The sequence below is a fragment of the Butyrivibrio sp. FC2001 genome (genome assembly GCF_000424125.1).
Lineage (GTDB): Bacteria > Bacillota > Clostridia > Lachnospirales > Lachnospiraceae > Butyrivibrio.
Window position 1 is genome coordinate 346,652 of the sequence record NZ_AUJH01000003.1, and the last position, 19,387, is coordinate 366,038.

The following is a 19,387-nucleotide window of genomic DNA, read 5'->3' on the forward strand; positions in this document are numbered from 1 at the left end:
CTGATGAGAAAATTTGATCTTTTAAAAAAAGTAACATGTACGGCGATATTGGCAGTTTTGACGATGGCATGTCTTATTCCCGGAGAAAAGGCATCCGCAGCTTCATCTGTGATCATGCAGACAAAGCTTTCCACAAACAGTGCTACCGTTAACTGGTCCAAGGTGACCGGTGCTAAAGAATATTACCTGGGACTTGGAGAGACCAAGGACGAGGCTGATACAGCAGCTATGGAGCACAGGGTTGTAGAAGGCGCTGATAAGATCAATCACACCTTCACAGATTTAAAGCCCGGTATGAATTATTATCTGACCTTAAGATACCGTTTCACAGGAGAGGATGGTGAAGCGGAAGCCAGGGCCGGCGGAGCAATGATAAAAACAATACCTGACAAGGTTACAGGAGTAACTCAGGCAAAGTGGTATACATTCAAAAAGAAAGTGTATATCACCTGGGAGGCTCAGACAGCTGGCTATTATAAGTATGTATTCATGAATAAGTCAGGTAAAAAGATCAAATCAGGCGAAGCTTTTACCAATTCCTATGACAGAACTATCGATAATGATAAGTGTTATTCCTTCAAGGTTAAGGCTGTTGCCATAATAAACGGTAAAACCTACGAAGGAGCCTGGTCTGACCGCATATATCTTTTTGCGCAGCCCATGATTAAGTCATATAATTATGGCAACGATTTTGACCTGAAAATAGAGGGTGGAAAGCTAAAGCTTAATTGGGACAAGGTAAAATACGCAAACGGCGGATACAGAATCTATGTGTCAAAGAGTCGTGATAAGGGATATGTTCAGGTAGCCAGAGCCGGAAAAAATAAGAGCGGCGCTGTGGTAAAAAAATTTAAGGGCAGCTCCTATAAAAAGAACGGAACCTATTACGTATATGTACAGGGGATAAGGAAGTCCGGAGGAAGAACCGGTACCAGCGGCATTGGATATGTGTGGTCTTATAAGAAGGGGACGGTAAGAAGAACTTATTATCACGGAAAATACTAAAATGCTTCTGTGCGGCCCCGGCGTTGCATCTGCCTATAAAAAGTTATAAAATCATGCGGTATATGTATGTCAGAAGTTTTAAAAAATGAGGTTAGAGGAATTATGTACGAGATCGGAAGTGAATTTAACTTTGAGAAAGCATCCAGGAGGCAGGACCTTGTGGCGTTGCTGTCTGAGACGGCACAGAATAATGACAGATACGCAGAATTTCTTAGATGTGGACGCGATGCCATAGGATTTGTAGCCGATGATATCATTGCTAAAAATAAAGATGAGATCCGAGTACTGATGCCGGCTCTGGCCTGTGATTCAATGGTAAGACCCTTCGAAGTCAGGGGAATTAAGGTGGAGTATTATAAGCTCAGCCCTGAATTAACAGTCGATGAAGGTTATCTTACAGAGAAGATAAACAATATCGCAGGAGAAAAAATCACACCCGTTGTTTTGATAATGAACTTTTTTGGCTCAGCGGGCATTGCAAATGTTTCCAAAGCAATTAAGGATGCCTGCAGAGGCGCGATCATAATTGAGGATGTGACACATATTCTTCTGGAGCCTGAAAAATATATCGTAAAGGATATCCTTGCAGACTATCATGTTGGAAGCATTCGCAAGTGGCTTGGAGTGCCTGACGGTGCTGTTGCCATAAGCAGTACGGAATTCGTGATGGGAGCTCTGACCGGAGAAACAGATTTTACAGGACTTAGAACGGAAGCGCTTATTGAAAAATCCGAATACCTTGATAATGGAGATCAGGAATTAAAGGCACATTTCAGGAAGCTTTTATCTGATGCAGAGGATTCCTTAAGTGATGGCCTTGATCCCTATCATATGTCAGATGTAAGTGCTGAATATTTAAGTGACCTTAATATTGAAAATATAAAAAACAGAAGACGTGCCAATTACAAAAATCTGTACAGACTTCTTAAGGAGGCTCCGCTTTTCGATAAGGCATACAGACTTCTTCCGGAGATACCTGCTAATAATGATGAGTACGAGTATACTCCGTTCATGCTTCCTATAGTGCTGGATATTGATTTTATGAAAAGAAGTGCCATCACTGATGAAGGAAAGAACATCACCCGTGATGGATTCGAGAGACGCCTTGCCAAGAGAGGTGTTTATGCTCCTGTTTTATGGCCTATATCAAAGGAAGCAGCTGACACCTGTGCTAATTCAGGCAGCTTTTCAGATAATATGCTGGCGTTTTGGATAGACCAGAGATATAGCCGTTTTGACATGGAGCGTGTGGCTGAGATTTTAAGAGACGAGCTCAGCAGACTATAAAGTAACGACTTGGAAAGATTATTATATGCGACTTAGTGTAATTGTGCCTGTTTACAATATGGCAGGCGACGATAAATTAAAGCATTGTCTCGATTCTCTGGTAGGACAGACTCTTCCTGACGGAGACATCGAGATTATTGCCGTTGATGACTGTTCAACGGATGATTCATTTGCGCTGATGCAGGATTATGAGAAGAATTATCCGGGAAGATTCATGGCTATTCACAGCCCTGTTAATCATCATCAGGGCGGCGCCAAGAATATCGGTCTTGGACGGGCAAAGGGTGAGTGGCTCGGCTTTATCGATGCAGATGACTGGGTGGTTCCCGATTATTATGAGAGGCTCCTTAAAAAAGCAGAGGAAACCGGAGCTGATATGGTGGGCTGTGACTACAGTCTTGTGGATACTTACACATTTGAACCCGGACAGGTGGTTCACAACAACACCGCCGATCAGACAGGAACCATGGATGAGGAGAAGTACAGAAAGCTTCTTCTTGATACAGGAAGCCTGGTAGTTAAGATTTATAAGAGAAATATTGTGCTGGGTGACAGAACTCCGGATGCTGATGGTAAGATCAGTGTTTTTCCGGAGGACATTTTTTACGAGGACAATGCTGTCAGCAACACCTGGATGCTGAGAGTAAAGCATTTTGAATACATACAGGAACCCCTGTATTTCTATTATCAGCATGATGCTTCCACGGTGCATACTGTCTCCAAGAAAAATCTTGAGGACAGAATGGTAGCGGGAAGACAGATTCTTGCTGAAGCCAGGGAGAATGGATACCTCGAGAAATACAAGCCTGAGATAGAGTTTATGTACACAGTTCTTTTCTATGTAAATACTCTGTTTTCAGCCATGCCAAAGCGCATGAGGATCGAGGACTGCTATAACTTTACGAAAAAAATGGGAATTGAAATGAAGGAGGCTTTTCCGGATTTTCAGGAGAATCCCTACTATAAAGAGAGAATCCACGCGGAAGAAAAGAAGCTTATCGGAATGCAGATGAAATCACATATGCTGTTCTATGTATATTACAGACTTTTGTGGATGTATAGAGATTTAAGGAGTTAATTTGCACGAGAGAATTTATGTGTGCCACACCTTCTATCATGTTTATGTGGCATGCCTTAAGGAATTTCATATATTACATCAGACTCATATTGAAGGACAGGCAGCAGGTAAGGGAAGTGAAGCAGCCGGCAGAGCAACACTGGTTCTGTCCAAGATGAGTAACAAATTTGGAAGTATGGTGGACAGAGCAAGGGAATGCGGCCTTTTTGAGGAAGTTATTGAGTATGATGAAAAGGTTGATACATTTTTTCCTGAGCTTAAGCCTCTTCGTACAAACACCGGAAGTCTTCCAAAGAACATGCTGAACAGAATAAAGTTTTGCAGAAGATTTGCACAGCTGCAGGAGCCTTATGTTCCGGTGGACTTCACAAAATACAAGGACATATACGTATTCTGCGATTCGGACCCAATAGGCTACTATCTGAATTATAAGAAGATCAGATACCATGCTCTGGAGGACGGACTTAACTGTATTAAATACGGAGATCAGGCCCGCTATGACAACAACGGACACTTTAAGTTCAAGGCGTGGCTTGCTTCCACAGGTCTTATTTTTATACAGAACGGCTGGGGAAGATACTGCATAGACATGGAGGTCAATGACATATCAATCCTTGACTATCCATGTCCCAAGTACATTGAGGTACCCCGCGAGCCTTTGGCAGAGGAGCTCACACAGTCCGATAAGGACCTTATGCTGAAGCTCTTTGTGGAAAATATGGACGAACTAAGGGATCAGCTTGAAAAGGGAAAAGATAAGCCAAGAGTACTTATTCTTTCAGAGCCTCTCTGTGACCTTGAGACAAGAGAGCGTCTTTTCAGGGATCTTGTTACAGAGTATGGAAGTCTTAATGGCAAAGAGGCCATCGTAATGATCAAACAGCATCCCAGAGACTACCTTGATTACAAGGCAAAGTTCCCGGATGTGATACTTCTTGCCGGAACATTTCCCATGGAAATGCTCAACTTTATCGATGGGCTAAAATTTGATAGACTAGTATCCGTATACACGGTGGTGGATTCAATAAAGTTTGTGGATGAGAAGCTCTTCCTTGGCGATGATTTTATGGACAAATATGAAGCGCCGGAGATTCACCGACTTAATGAACAGATAATAGATAACTAGGAGAAACATGAAAAAAATTTATCAGAAAATGATGGTGCTGCTTGATGCCCGTCAGAAGAAGCAGATGGTGCTTATAGTTTTAATGATGCTGCTGGGAGGTCTTCTTGAAACCCTGGGAATAGCTATTCTGCTTCCCGCAATGACAACGGTAATAGACCCGGATAAGGTGTCTGAGAGTGAGAAACTTTCCATGGTTTATAACATTCTTGGATGCAACAGCATTACGCAGTTTGCAATAGTAATTTTTGTGGCGCTGATAGCGGTTTTTGTTATAAAGAATATCGTTCTGTTTTTCATAAATGTTGTACAGCTTAGATTTGTTTATACCAACCAGTTTGCGACTTCAAGACGCATGATGATCAATTTCATGCAAAGACCCTATGAGTATTATCTCAATGCGGACACCTCTGTTATTCAGAGAAATATCACTTCAGATGTAAACAATATGTACGGACTTATCTTAAGCTGCCTTCAGCTTATTTCAGAGGTTATTGTTTTTGCGTGTCTTGTTGTAATGCTTCTTTTTATAGATGCCAAAATGACAATATCTATAGCAGTTTTGCTTGGTACCGTGCTTCTTGTAATTAAGTTCATTATCAAGCCTATCATGGTCAAGGCAGGTCAGGATAACCAGGATTACTACAGCGGACTTTTCAAGTGGATAGAAGAGTCTGTTATGGGTATCAAGGAGATCAAGATTGCCAATAAGGAAAACTATTTCATAAACGGCTATGCGGATTGCGGTGCCGGTTATGTGCATGCAGTACAAAAATATAACCTTTACAATTCAACTCCCAGACTTCTTATTGAGACAATAAGCGTAGCCGGAATGGTTGGGTATATGCTGGTTGTGCTTATGAGGGGTGAGGCGCTTAAGGATATGATAGCCTTAGTCGGTGTTATGGGCGCGGCTGCCACAAGACTTATTCCAAGTGCTAACAGAATCAACAACTACCTTACATCAATAGCTTATTTTGAGCCGTTTTTCATGAATGTAAGTGACAATCTTCAGACAGAGATCAATGATTCAAGCATCTCCTATAAGGCTGAGGATTATATGAAAATGGGAGAGGTGGAAAAGCTCCCTGTTCATAAGACAATTGAGCTTAAAAACATCACCTACCGTTATCCCAATTCAGAGGCCTACGTCCTTAAGAATGCTGACATGGAGATTCCTGTTGGTAAGGCTATAGGTATCGTTGGAACTTCAGGTGCAGGTAAGACAACAATAGTTGATATCATGCTTGGACTTTTGAAGATAGAGACCGGAGAGATCCTTGCTGACGGTGTTGAAGTAAGAGAGCATTATCCGGAGTGGCTTAAGAACATCGGATACATTCCGCAGACAATTTTTATGCTGGATTCTACCATCAGGAAAAACGTGGCCTTCGGAGTTCCGGATAAGGATATAGACGACAACAAGGTCTGGGCAGCTCTTAAAGAGGCTCAGCTTGATGAATTTATCAGATCACTTCCTGAGGGTCTTGATACATCTATCGGTGAGAGAGGTATCAGATTATCAGGTGGTCAGAGACAGCGTATCGGTATTGCCAGAGCTTTATTTGAGGATCCCGAGGTGCTTGTGCTTGATGAGGCAACCAGTGCCCTTGATAACGAGACAGAGGCAGCTATCATGGATTCCATCAACAGACTCCATGGCAGGAAGACGCTTATAATAATCGCTCACAGGCTTCAGACAATTGAGAAATGCGACATCGTATACAGAGTTAACGGACAGAAAGTAACTCAGCAGAGGTGAGGGGAGAAACTATGATAACGCTTTGGACCATCAGGGATAAAGTATTCAGACTTAAAAAATATCAGGAACCCATGGAAAAATGGCTCTTTCCGATTATTCTGCTCTTTTATCCTCTGATCGGGGTGACCCAGGGAGTGGATATCACTGATACTACCTATAGCCTTGGCAATTATCAGTATGGTGATGTGCTTGACCCCATGTGGATGATCGCCACATATATTCCCAATGTACTGGGAAGACTTTTTATGGTACTTCCCGGTGGTGACACCATGCTTGGAATGAACATTTACTGTTCATTTATTATAAGTGCGACAGCACTTGTGGCTTATTACCTTCTTCAGAGATGGATGCCCGGCTGGATGACCTTTATCGGCGAGCTTATAGCTATTAACCTGTGCTGGTGTCCAAGAGTTATTCTGTATAACTATCTTACATATTTCTGTTTTACTACAGGTACGCTTCTTTTGATGCATGCGATGACAGACTATGAGCTTACAAGGTGGAAGTTCATTCTTGCAGGAGCGGTCCTGGGACTGTCTGTTATGGTGAGATTTCCTAATATCATGGAAGCTTCCATGATTCTTATTCTGTGGTACTACGAGACAATCCATAGGCGCGATTTTAAAGAGATTTTGAGAAAAACCGGTCTGTGCATACTTGGATATGCGATAGGCTTCCTTATTCCTTTTATAGCAATATGTATTAAATACGGCATGGCGGCATATCCGGGAATGATCACATCCTTATCAGAGATGTCCAAGGGTGCATCCGATTACACTGCTATAGGTATGCTTGGCGCGATATTGAGAGCCTGGTATACCAGCTTTGCACACATGGCTATTATGGTTCCCTGTATGATAATGGGAATTATAATGATGATGTTAAAACCGGGAAAGTATTACTGGATAAAGAGAATGCTCTATATCGCCGGTATTCTGGTGCTGTTCTACTACTATTACACCGATGGAGTATTCACAAGGAGCTATCATTATTATGACTCCATGTTTGAGCCTGCAATGATGTTTCTTATTTGCGGGGCATGCTTCTTTATAGTAGGCGTGACCAGAAGGATTCACGGACAGGCATCGGAGAGAAGCCTTTGTCTTGCATCTCTTCTTATAATGATAATTACTCCTCTTGGAAGTAATAATTACACCTATCCTCTTTTGAACAATCTTTTCGTAGTTGCTCCGTTTATTATGTGGATGTTCAGAAGAATGAGACAGGCAGCAGGACCAAGCGAACTGAACTTCTCCTGGAAGGCAGTTTATATGGCTATTCTTGTGCTGTTATTTGTTCAGGGTTCACTTTTCCACTTAAAGTACAGCTTTGTTGATGGAACTGACGGAACAAAGAGGGCTTCCCTTGTTGGAACCAAGGACCTCCCCAAGGCAGCAGGGATGTTTACTACAGAGTACAATGCTGAGACACTCTCTGAGCTCCATGAAGCTATTACTGATTATGATCTGGAGGATAAAAAGCTCCTTCAGTTTGGAAAAGCACCGGGACTTTCATATCTTCTTGATATGGAGCCTGCTATTTTCACAACATGGCCCGACCTTGATTCCAATACAACAGAGAAATTTGCGGATGCTCTGTCAGGGTTTGAGGGCTGCAATCCTGAAGATTTACCTGTTGTGATCATCAATCCTGATTTTGAGGGAGAGGTGCTTGCAGAGGAAAAATATGACCTTTTATTGGACTTCCTCGAGACTTGGAAGTATAATAGTGTCTTTGATAATGATCGCTTTGAAGTTTTTGCGATCGAATGATTTGTTTTAGGAAGAGGAAGTTATGAATAATTTAATGCAGCAGATAATGAAGTTTGGACTTGTGGGCGTATTTTGCTTTTTTGTAGACTACTTTATTTACATTGGAGCAAACCTTGTTTTTGAAAATGTTGGTATTGCAGCCGCTTTTCCCAAGTACTACCTCGTATCTGCTCTTATCGGTTTCACTGTTTCAGTAGTAGTTAACTATATTCTTAGTTTTAAGTTTGTATTTGTACGTCGCGATGACATGAGCAGGAAGAAGGAATTTGTGATATTCCTTATCCTCAGCATCATCGGCCTTGGTGTTAACGAGCTTTGCCTGTTTGTGGGAATCGACCTTATTTATATGCACTGGGCATGGCTTAAGGGTATAATGAGTGAAGGCTTTGCTAAGAATATTTTCTTTAAATTCGGTGCTACAGGCGTAGTTATGGTATACAATTTTATTACTCGTAAAATTTTCTTGGAACAGAAGGACTAAACTATGAGAATAAACTTTAATGTGCCTCCCTATACCGGGAAGGAAATGGATTATATCAAGGATTGTGTGGAGAACCAGAAGATCTGCGGTGATGGTGAATACACCAAGAAAGATAATGAATGGTTCGAGAAAAAGACAGGGGTAAGCAAGTGCCTTCTTACTACCTCCTGCACCCACGCTACAGAGATGTCTGCAATCCTTGCAGGAATAAAAGAGGGTGATGAGGTAATCATGCCTTCATATACATTCGTATCAACTGCCAATGCATTTGTACTCCGCGGAGCCAAGGTTGTATTTGTGGATATCCGTCCCGATACGATGAATATCGATGAGAACCTTATCGAGGCTGCCATCACAGAGAAGACAAGAGCTATCGTTCCCATGCACTATGCAGGTGTTGGCTGCGAGATGGATACCATCATGGATATCGCAAAGCGCCATAACCTTTTTGTTATTGAGGATGCTGCCCAGGGTGTGATGAGTACCTACAAGGGTAAGGCACTTGGCTCAATCGGTGACTTTGGTAATTACAGCTTCCATGAGACCAAGAACTACAGCATGGGTGAGGGCGGAGCCCTCCTTCTTAGAGATGAGACCTATGTGAATGATGCGATAATCGTAAGAGAGAAGGGGACAAATAGAACCCTTTATCAGCTCGGTAAGGTTGATAAGTACACCTGGCTTCAGCCCGGATCATCTTACCTTCCCAGCGATATGAACGCTGCATATCTTTATGCGCAGCTTCAGGTTGCTGACGAGATCAATGATGCCAGAATGGCACATTACAACAGATATTATGATGCCTTTAAGGATATGGAGGAGGCAGGTCTTATAGAGCTTCCCTATGTTCCTTCAGAGTGTCAGCACAATGCGCACATGTTCTACATTAAGTGTAAGGACTTTGAGGAGAGAGAGGGTCTTATCAAGCATCTTAAGGCCAATGATATCCTCCCTGCTTCGCATTATGTTCCGCTTCACACTTCAACTGCAGGACTTAAGTACAGCAGATTCAACGGTGAGGATAAGTACACAACCAAGGAGAGCTTACGACTTCTTAGACTTCCTATGTACTACAGTCTTACTGATGAGGATCTCGATGAAGTAGTTATGCGCGTCAAGGAGTATTACAAGGCTAATTAAACAAATAACACTACGATAGATAATTTGTCTGACATGGAAAATAATAGAAAATCCCTATCATACAATTCTATAATTACAGGTCTCATGACTGCTGCTTATGCGGTGATCATGGGACTTTTGTACGCTTATTACTATGATCTCAACGATGATGTTCTAATGAAGGATATACTTTCCGGAGTATTTACCGGAAGTCCTGAGGGTCATAATATTCAGATGCTCTATCCTATAAGCTTCGTGATAAGTCTGCTATACAGAGTCTATGGGAAAACTGACTGCTATGGACTTTACCTTATTTTGTGTCAGTATATAAGCCTTTTTATAGTCAGCAGCTTCTCATCAGGGGTGATTGCGGAAGCAGTGCTTATGAGGCTTAAGAAAAAGAGCTTTAAGGGCAAGGAGCTTCTTGTAAGAATTGCTTCTGCGCTTATCGTGTTTATTGTGATCACGGCTCTTGTTCCGGGGCATCTGCTTATAGTGCAGTATACCTTTACGGTGGCTATGCTGTGCGCTGCAGCTGCAGTTCTTATTTTTGAGAAAAGGGATGCGGCAGCAGTTGTTCTGATCATCCTGGCGTTCATGACAAGGTCAGAGATGACGCTTTTGATGCTACCCTTTGTGTTTCTTGTAATTTTTTACAGGCTTATAGATGAGAGAAGGATTAAGCGCGAGCTTACGGTAGCAGCGTTTATCCTGGCAGGACTTCTTGCTTCCGAGGGGCTTCATTTTGTAGGTTATTCCTCTCCTGAATGGAAGGAGTTCACTTCGTTTTTTAACAGTAGAACTGATATTTACGATTTTTATCAGATACCGGATTATGAAGAAAACAAAGAGTTCTATGATTCCATTGATTTAAAGAAGAGTGAATATGAGCTTCTTGTTAATTACAATTTTGGACTGGATGATGCTATTGATGCTGGAAAGATGGCGCAGATAGCTGCTTATTCAAAGAGCATATGGCAGGGAGAGGGCCTTGTAGCAGGAATTAAGAGAGCGCTTCCTTTGTATTTATACAGGCTTAGAGCTGTCGGAACTCCGCAGAGCTATGAGTATCCTATGACAGATGCACCCTGGAATATTTTTGTGGGGCTTATGTATCTTACAGCCCTGGTTATCATGCTTGTAAGCTATGCTGATGAAAAGAACCTTGGCTTACGCATCTGGAATTCTGTGTGGAAGCTGATACTGCTTTTTGCAGGCAGATCTTTATTATGGATGTACATAATGGTACGTGGAAGGGATCCCATAAGGATAACCCATTCACTGTATTTTATAGAGCTGACATTGCTAACGCTTATTGCAGGGGAGAGGCTCCTTCACCTTGTAGAAAAAGCAGCTGTTAAAAGTAATGAAAAAGAGGATTATCCGTATATTCCGGCACATGCTTTTTCAGGCTTCTGTCTTGTGCTGGTTGTTGCTGCTTGTGCTGTTTATATACCTGTTCAGCTTTTTGTTTTGAGAGCTGAGTGTGACGGCAGGGGAGAATATAATAAGGCCTACGAAGAGCTTGATAAATATTTTAAGAATAACTCGGACAAGCTTTACCTTATTGATGTTTACACATCCGTATCCTATGAGGATAATGGATACACATATTCTCAGAAGATGCTGACGAATGTGGATAACAGCCTTTCTAACTGTGTGATGATGGGCGGCTGGGCATCCAAAAGTCCTGCGGAGAAGGATAAGCTTCATAATCTTGGCTATGACGAAAGCATGGAGGATATAGCTCTTGGTGACAACGTATTTGTAGTTACCGATAAGGACATGGATATGGTGTGGCTTAAGAACTACTATCTTGATAAAGAAAAATCCGTAGCCGTTACCAGAGAGGATGATGTGGCAGGAGAGTTTGTTATCTGGAAGGTAAAGCCTGCAGAGTAAGAAAAGAGATATTATGACAGATATAATCGGTAAAAAGGTGATTCTGAGGGATATAACCTACGAGGATACCCCACTTATAGTAAAATGGAGAAATAACCCCAGAGTCAGAAATAATTTCATATATAGAGAGACCTTCACGGAAGAGATACACAATGGATGGATGAAGAACAAGGTGGAAACAGGAGAGGTCTGCCAGCTTGTTATTCTTGAAAAGGCAGATGAAGATGCCGCAAAAAGTACAAGACCTGTAGGAAGTGTATATCTTCGTGATATTGATATGGAGAAAAAAACCGCCGAGTATGGTATTTTTATTGGTGAGGACGACGCCACAGGTAAGGGCTATGGGAATGAAGCGGCAGAGCTTATGTGCGATTATGCAGCTAAGGGGCTTGGTTTAAAAAGGCTTATTCTCCGCGTATTTTCATCAAACGAAGCTGCCCGCAAAAGCTATGAGCATGCAGGCTTTGTAAAGACAGAAGATATGCCCGCCGTTCAGTGCTCTGACGGAGCCCTTGGCGATATGATACTGATGGAAAAGATACTGTGAAATGGTGTAGAATAACTTTATGCGAAATAAATTAGTAAGTTTTGTGATTCCCTGCTATCGCTCGGAACAGACAATTGAAAATGTAATAAATGAGATCGAAGGCGCAATGGACATGCTTGTCCTTTACAGCTATGAGATTATCCTTGTAAATGATTGTTCACCTGATAATACCTGGGATAAGATCTGCCAGCTTGTTAAGGAGCATGATGAGATACGAGGCTATAATCTTGCAAAGAACTTCGGACAGCACGCTGCCATAATGGCCGGCCTTAATGCATCAAAGGGAGATATTGTTGTATGCCTTGATGATGACGGGCAGACTCCTGCTGACGAGGTTGGTAAGCTCTTGTATCAGATAGAGATGGGAGCAGATGTTGCGTATGCAAGATACTCTCAGAAAAAGCACAATCTTTTCAGGAATTTCGGAACAGCAATGAATGAGTGGATGGCTCACGTAATGCTGGGAAAACCTAAGGACCTTCATGTTTCCAGCTATTTTGCTGCAAGAAGATTTGTGGTTGATGAGATGCTTAAGTACAAGAGCTCATATCCGTATGTTATAGGTCTTGTCCTTAGAACTACCAGAAATATTGTCAATGTGGATGTCACTCACAGAGCAAGGGAGGTAGGAACCAGCGGTTATACCTTCTCCAAGCTTATGGCACTTTGGATAAACGGATTTACTGCATTTAGCATTAAGCCGCTGAGACTTGGAACGCTGATGGGAGGAATATTCGCCTGCATCGGTTTCCTCTACGGTATTTATACTGTGATCAAAAAGATCATGTATCCGGAGCTTCCGGTGGTGGGCTTTTCGGCACTTATGTCTGCTGTAACCTTCATGGGCGGAATGCTGATGCTGATGGTAGGCATGGCGGGTGAGTACATCGGAAGAATTTACATTTCACAGAATAATAATCCGCAGTATGTTATCCGTGATGAGGTTAAACATGAGGAATCAAAAGAGTAAGAATAAGACCTGGCTGATGCCGGTCTTATTTGGCGTATGCATGTCCCTTGGGATAGTGTGGGGCTACCAGCTTGAAAGCTCGGATCACATAGATATCGGCAACGTAAAAATGCTTCTTTTGTTTTTGGGGCTTTCTGTTTTCATAACCCTTGCTGTGAGATACAGCTGGAATAAGCTTCTTTTGAGAAGTCGAAAAGAGAAGCAGGGAATAACCTTTGTTTCAGGGAGAACCGACAAAGGTCAGGAGCTGAAAAAGGGCTATACAAGTGATGAGTTCTTAAAGGTATGGATGATAATTGCGGCTCTGAACTTCGTGGTTTTGCTGGGAGTTTATCCGGGTTTTTTCGTGTATGATGCCCAGACCGAAGTAATAGAGGTACTCTCAAGGAGCTTTAATACACATCATCCCCTTTTACATGTGCTTCTTCTTGGAGGGAGCGTTGCCTTCTTCCATAAGTTTACGGGAAGCTATAATGCCGGAATCTTTTTCTATATTTTAATGCAGATGCTGGTTATGACATGGATTTTCACCTATGTGATCAGCTATCTGAAAAAACACGGCGCAGGAAAAAAATACAGGGCATTCACGGCTGCATTTTTCGGAGTGTTCCCGACCATTGTCATGTATACGCTGTGCTCCTGTAAGGATGGCTTCTTTTCTGCATTTTTGATATTATCCGTCATTCTCATGCTGGAGTGGGAAGAGACAGAGGGCAGAGGCCTCAAGAGAAGAAAAGCCTGGCAGATAATCATAAGTGCAGTTCTTATGATGCTCTTTAGACATAACGGCTTTTATGCATATCTGGTATTTGCAGTGATTGTCATTGTGGCTGCCAAATTTGTAAAGGAAAAGGACAGGTACCACAGAGTGACATTCCTCATAGCGCCTGTCATAATATATTTTTGTATAAACACTATAATTGGTGCGGCTCTTTCTGCAGAGACAGGAGAGCATCAGGAAATGCTAACTGTGCCTATCCAGCAGCTTGCAAGAGTTTACTATTACGATAAGGACAGCTTTACTGAGGAAGAAAAGGAAGTGCTGTATACATACCTGAGTGAAGAGGCACTGTCCCATTACACACCCAGGATATCGGATATACTAAAGATGTATTTCGACAATGCTGCCTATGAAAAGGATAGCAGGTCATTTTGGAGGCTGTGGCTGGGGAAAGGTCTGCAGAACCCAATGAGCTATTTGAACGGATGGTTTTTAACATCCTATGGATATTGGTATCCGGGGGCAGTTATCAACGTATATCAGGGGAATACGGTATTTACCTTTACATACACTGACAGCTCATATTTTGGTTATGAGGTTGAGCTTCCGGGCGAGAGGAAAAGTCTTATTCCATTTATTGATGCCTTTTACAGGAAGCTTTCAATAGAGAAATTCCAGCAGAATATTCCGGTGGTTTCACTTTTGTTTTCACCGGCTGCATATTTCTGGCTTTTTATTTATCTGCTGATGACAGCAGGAGTTATAAGAAGAAAACTGGGAATGTATCCGTGGCTTCTGGTACTTCTTGTTTGGCTTACTATCCTGCTTGGGCCTACATACCTGGTCAGATATACAATATATTTGTGGTATAGTGTTCCGGTTTTGGTGTATACTGTTTTACTGCATAATCACTATGCGGTGGAGGATTTATGAGAAGAAAAGTTATTTACAGAAGTGTGGCTATAAGAGCAGTGATACTTATTTTTGCTGCTCTGTTTATACTGTCTGTTTTTCCTTTTAGAATCTGGCAGAGAACAATTACTGAAAATGGTGGCGGCGAGATCATTCAGACCTCGGAAAGAGTTAACGACTACCATGATGTGGTTCAGAAGTTTATAGCTCAGTATGACAGACTTGAGTCCATAGATATTTATGTAGAAGAGATAGAGCTCGGTAATTATATGAGCATGGTTTTCTACAATGAAAATATGGAAGAAATATACCAGAGAGGTGTGTATCTGAGAGACGCAGAGCTTCCTGGATATGTTCATGTAAGAGTGGGCCTTGATCTGAATGTAGGTGAGACCTACACCATGATCTTAAACGGTGCTTTTTCAACCTTCTATGTAGCTTATGAGCATGCAGGGGAGGATACTTCACCCTACTTTGTGTCATTTGCTTATCATGACACAACTGTTCAGGGGCTTCAGCTTGCTGCAAACTACAATTACAGACAACCTCTGACAAAGGGAATGTCACTTCTTATAATTGCAGGTATCATGGCGATCGCTGCAATACTTATCCTTCTTGAAAGAATGATCTTTAGAGATAAAAAGGATGAGCTTATTACTATCCATCGTGTTGTAAGAGTGGTTGGTAATCCCATAGCTGCAATTTCCATGATCGTGCTCATGGTTCTTATCTATCCCGTAAAGTATTTTGACAGCAGACCCATAGAGAATGCTTTTCTTGAGCTTGGAGTTTTGATAACATATGTCCTTGTGTTCTATGCGATCAACCATGAGAGTGATGCTACTCTTGATGAAAAGCTCTGGCATAACGTAAAGCACTTTGCACAGATGGGAATTATTGCTGCGGCAATCTGGTTCTGTTGTGAATATATGAATGCGCTTTTTACGATATATCAGACCCTTGCAGAGCGTAAGGAGATGATATGCCTTCTTCTGTTTTTATGCTTTGCACTTCCACTTGAGCGAGTACGCAGCATAAGAAATGCAGTATATGCGATTGTTGCTGTTGTAGCAGGAATATGTTACAGATCAGCACACCTGATGCCTGAGACAGAGAAAGAATACGATCTTCACAATGCAGCTATGACCTATGGAGTTATCATTGCTGTACTGGCAGGGTTCCTTATCTTTAATATTGCTGCGGATATTTATGGCAGGATTAAGGAAGAAGGCGGTCGTAAGCTGTCAGGAGTTAAGGTGAGCACTTTTGGAGTGCTTTTCGTAGTATTTCTTGTGATCCTGGTGGTGTTCAGAAATACCAGATGGTGGGGAGTTGCAATAGCAGCCTTTGTCATCGGTCTTATGCTTTGCTATAAGCTATATGGATTTAAAGCGTATCCGGAGCTTGTAGTTGGCGGACTTTTGCTGAACTTTGTAGTTTCTATGATATACTGCTGGATGCACAGAAGCTTTGCGGCTTTTAACACAGGAAGATATGCATTCGTTTTTCATACAGTAACAATTACTGCCGAGTACATGACAGTGATGGAGTGCGCTGCGGCTGTACTTCTACTATATAAGATATACACTACAAGAGAGCTTACTTCTTTCAGAAATCGCTTTAGATATCTCTGGAAAGAGTTCATTCTTTTTGGATTTGTATCCGCTTACATGATCTTCACTATTTCAAGAACATCCTATCTTGCATGTGTGGTTATGATCATGTGTATGCTGGCGCTTATGTCAACTGATTGCAAAAAGGGCAAGCTTAAGTATCTGGGGATGCAGATTGGAACCATGATCCTCGCGGTTGTTCTTTGCTTCCCTTCAGCCTTTGCGCTGCAGAGAATGTTCCCTGCGATAGTTGCCCGTCCCAAGAAGTTTCTTGTTGAAACCGGGAACTTTGGTTTATACGGTGGCGGTCAGCCTGACAATCATCTTTACATGAACATTGAGAGATTCGTTGATCTTTTTGCTGAAAAGATCCTGAATGTCGACATTATGGATTACAACTATCCTGAGGATGATAAGAACTTTAACAGTGAGGGATACTCAACTGTGGGTGAGAACGGTGTTCCCCTTACAGAGGAACAGTCCAGAGCGATGGTGTACTCACTTCCTGAAATCGTTGCCTCCAAGCAGACATCACCTGAGATAAAGGAATATCTCATGGAGACAGGCGGTAATGAGCTCTTCGAGAGAAGACGACTTGAGGAAGAGGCAGCTGCTGCACAGGCTGAAGCTTTGGCTGAAGAAAGTACTGAAGCTCCGGAAGAAACAAACGAGGAGCAGGAAGATCAGACTACAGAAGATGGAATTGAGGAATTCTCAAACGGTAGAATTACGATTTTTAAATCTTATCTCCAGCAGATGAATCTTTTTGGGCATGATGAGATGGGGGCAGTTCTTCCGTCAGGAGAGATTGCGGTTCATGCTCATAACACCTACATACAGGTTATGTATGATAACGGAATTCTTAGCGGAATAGTATTTTTGCTTGTGATGGCCTTTGCATTTTTTGGCGGAGCAGCATATTACATTAAGCACAGGGATGATGTTCCCGGAGCAATACTTCCCTTTGCAATGACTGTGGGCTTTGGAGTTGCTGCTATTTCCGAATGGGTATTCCAGTTTAGTAATCCCATGACTATTGCACTTGTTTTTTCACTTATGCCAATCGCATTTAAGAAAAATAATAAATAATTATCGGTGATAATAGGCTTGGTATTATGTAAAGCTAATTTATGATAGAATAAGAAGATATGAAATCAGAGAAGAAACCTTTTAATTTTGCAAAATTTTATAGAAGAGCCGGACTTATAGTTTATGATGTGCTAAGTATCATAATTGCAAGCTATCTGGCGCTCCTTATGAGATACGAGTTCAACATTGATCTTGTGCCCTATGAATTCATGGATCCGGTTACGGACTTTTTGGCTATCAATGTTGTTGTATCTTTGGCATATTTTTATCTGTTCAGACTTTATAACAGTCTGTGGGCGTATGCCGGAGAGACAGAGCTTCAGAATCTGGTTATAGCCTGCGTTGCATCAGGCGTTACCAATGTGTTCGGCCTTCAGTTTTTCAAGGTGGGAAGACAGCCTGTTCCTCAGAGCTATTACTTCCTGTACACATTTATTCTGATAACGCTTATTTTCATAAGCAGATTCAGCTACAGATTTATCAGAAGCGTAAAGCACAAGACAGAGAATCGTAAGAACACTACCTCTGTAATGGTGATCGGTGCCGGTGAGTCTGGTAACATCATCATTAAGGAGATCGTGAACAGTAATTTCTCTACAATGGTCATCAGATGTATCATCGATGATGACAGAAGTAAGTGGGGACATTATATCCAGGGTATCAGAGTAGTGGGCGGACGCGACAAGATCCTTGAGTGTGCCGATCTCTATGATATCGATGAGATTATCGTTGCAATTCCTTCACTTTCAAGAAGTGAGATGAAGAAGCTCCTTGATCTCTGTAAGGAGACTAACTGTAAACTTCGTTCACTTCCGGGTGTTTATCAGCTGGTTAATGGTGAGGTTAATGTAAGTAAGCTCCGTGAGGTCGAGGTAGAGGACCTTCTCGGAAGAGATCCTATCGCGGTTGACCTTAATCAGATCGCTGGCTATGTAAGTGGCAAAACTGTTCTTGTTACAGGTGGCGGCGGTTCAATCGGTTCCGAGCTTTCAAGACAGATTGCAAACCATAAGCCCGGAAAGCTGATCATCGTAGATATCTATGAGAACAATGCCTATGATATTCAGCAGGAGCTTAAGAGGGATCATCCCGAGCTTGATCTCGAAGTTCTTATTGCTTCTGTAAGAAATACAAACAGAATCAACAAGATCTTTGAGCAGTACAGACCTGAGATTGTTTATCATGCAGCTGCACATAAGCATGTTCCGCTTATGGAGGACAGCCCGAACGAAGCAATCAAGAATAACGTATTTGGTACCTTCAAGACAGCTATGGCAGCAGCTATGAACGGCTGTCAGAAATTCGTTATGATCTCCACAGATAAGGCTGTTAATCCCACTAACATCATGGGTGCAAGTAAGCGAATCTGTGAGATGATAGTTCAGACCTTTAATAAGCACTATGATACAGAGTTTGTTGCAGTAAGATTCGGTAATGTTCTCGGTTCAAACGGATCAGTTATTCCGCTTTTCAAGAAGCAGATAGCTGCCGGCGGACCTGTTACGGTAACAGACCCTAATATCATCAGATACTTCATGACTATACCTGAGGCAGTGAGCCTCGTTATGCAGGCAGGCGCTTATGCAAAGGGAGGAGAGATATTCGTCCTTGATATGGGTGAGCCTGTGAGAATCCTTGATCTTGCTGAGAACCTTATCAAGCTTTCAGGCTACAAGGTTGGCGAGGATATCAAGATTGAGTTTACAGGTCTTCGTCCCGGAGAGAAGCTCTACGAAGAGATGCTTATGGACGAGGAAGGAATGCAGGATACTGCTAACAGAATGATTCATATCGGTAAGCCTATCGATATGGACGATATGAAGTTCTTTTCACAGCTTGAGGAGCTAAATGGGGCTTCAAAGGCTGAGCACGCAGATGAGATAAGAGAGATAGTCCAGAAGATTGTTACAACATATCATCCGGAGGATAATGCGGATTCGCATTCAATCGAGCACCAGAGAGCGCTTGAGCGTGCAGCAGAGCTTATAAACGAGACGGAGTAATAT

At 42.2% G+C, this 19,387-nt stretch carries 14 protein-coding genes; all 14 read left to right on the top strand.

Going from position 1 to position 19,387, the window contains the following annotated elements:
• The first annotated feature begins 3 nt into the window (after positions 1-3).
• Positions 4-1,005 carry a fibronectin type III domain-containing protein gene (locus G601_RS0101530; protein WP_026664254.1) on the top strand — a complete coding sequence of 334 codons (1,002 nt, stop codon included), beginning with the start codon at positions 4-6 and terminating at the stop codon, positions 1,003-1,005.
• Between the two features lie 66 nt (positions 1,006-1,071).
• A complete protein-coding gene (locus G601_RS0101535) occupies positions 1,072-2,292 on the top strand; it encodes a hypothetical protein (protein ID WP_026664255.1) in 1,221 nt (406 codons plus the stop codon).
• Between the two features lie 25 nt (positions 2,293-2,317).
• On the top strand, positions 2,318-3,370 hold the full coding sequence (locus G601_RS0101540; RefSeq protein ID WP_026664256.1) for a glycosyltransferase family 2 protein: 1,053 nt from the start codon (positions 2,318-2,320) through the stop codon (positions 3,368-3,370).
• 1 nt (position 3,371) lies between these two features.
• On the top strand, positions 3,372-4,496 hold the full coding sequence (locus G601_RS0101545; protein ID WP_026664257.1) for a glycosyltransferase family 52: 1,125 nt from the start codon (positions 3,372-3,374) through the stop codon (positions 4,494-4,496).
• Positions 4,497-4,503: 7 nt separating this feature from the next.
• The gene (locus tag G601_RS0101550; RefSeq protein ID WP_026664258.1) at positions 4,504-6,255 is read left to right on the top strand and encodes an ABC transporter ATP-binding protein; all 1,752 of its coding nucleotides are present in this window, start codon (positions 4,504-4,506) and stop codon (positions 6,253-6,255) included.
• An 11-nt stretch (positions 6,256-6,266) separates the two neighbouring features.
• Positions 6,267-8,027 (top strand): hypothetical protein, encoded by a 1,761-nt coding sequence (locus G601_RS0101555; RefSeq protein WP_026664259.1) that lies wholly within the window; start codon positions 6,267-6,269, stop codon positions 8,025-8,027.
• Between the two features lie 22 nt (positions 8,028-8,049).
• Entirely contained in the window at positions 8,050-8,508 is a 459-nt protein-coding gene (locus tag G601_RS0101560) for a GtrA family protein (RefSeq protein ID WP_026491593.1), read from the top strand.
• Positions 8,509-8,511: 3 nt separating this feature from the next.
• Complete coding sequence (rffA, locus tag G601_RS0101565; RefSeq protein WP_026491592.1) at positions 8,512-9,648, top strand: dTDP-4-amino-4,6-dideoxygalactose transaminase; 1,137 nt, start codon at positions 8,512-8,514, stop codon at positions 9,646-9,648.
• Positions 9,649-9,681: 33 nt separating this feature from the next.
• Positions 9,682-11,529 (top strand): hypothetical protein, encoded by a 1,848-nt coding sequence (locus G601_RS0101570; protein WP_155834432.1) that lies wholly within the window; start codon positions 9,682-9,684, stop codon positions 11,527-11,529.
• Between the two features lie 13 nt (positions 11,530-11,542).
• Positions 11,543-12,076 carry a GNAT family N-acetyltransferase gene (locus tag G601_RS21485; protein WP_051205465.1) on the top strand — a complete coding sequence of 178 codons (534 nt, stop codon included), beginning with the start codon at positions 11,543-11,545 and terminating at the stop codon, positions 12,074-12,076.
• A gap of 19 nt (positions 12,077-12,095) precedes the next feature.
• Entirely contained in the window at positions 12,096-13,046 is a 951-nt protein-coding gene (locus tag G601_RS0101580; RefSeq protein WP_026664261.1) for a glycosyltransferase family 2 protein, read from the top strand.
• The gene (locus G601_RS0101585) at positions 13,027-14,700 is read left to right on the top strand and encodes a DUF6020 family protein (protein ID WP_026664262.1); all 1,674 of its coding nucleotides are present in this window, start codon (positions 13,027-13,029) and stop codon (positions 14,698-14,700) included. The genes G601_RS0101580 and G601_RS0101585 overlap by 20 nt, the downstream gene beginning before the upstream one ends.
• Positions 14,697-17,381 carry an O-antigen ligase family protein gene (locus G601_RS0101590; protein WP_026664263.1) on the top strand — a complete coding sequence of 895 codons (2,685 nt, stop codon included), beginning with the start codon at positions 14,697-14,699 and terminating at the stop codon, positions 17,379-17,381. The genes G601_RS0101585 and G601_RS0101590 overlap by 4 nt, the downstream gene beginning before the upstream one ends.
• A gap of 59 nt (positions 17,382-17,440) precedes the next feature.
• Positions 17,441-19,384 carry a polysaccharide biosynthesis protein gene (locus tag G601_RS0101595; protein ID WP_026664264.1) on the top strand — a complete coding sequence of 648 codons (1,944 nt, stop codon included), beginning with the start codon at positions 17,441-17,443 and terminating at the stop codon, positions 19,382-19,384.
• The last annotated feature ends 3 nt before the right edge of the window (positions 19,385-19,387 follow it).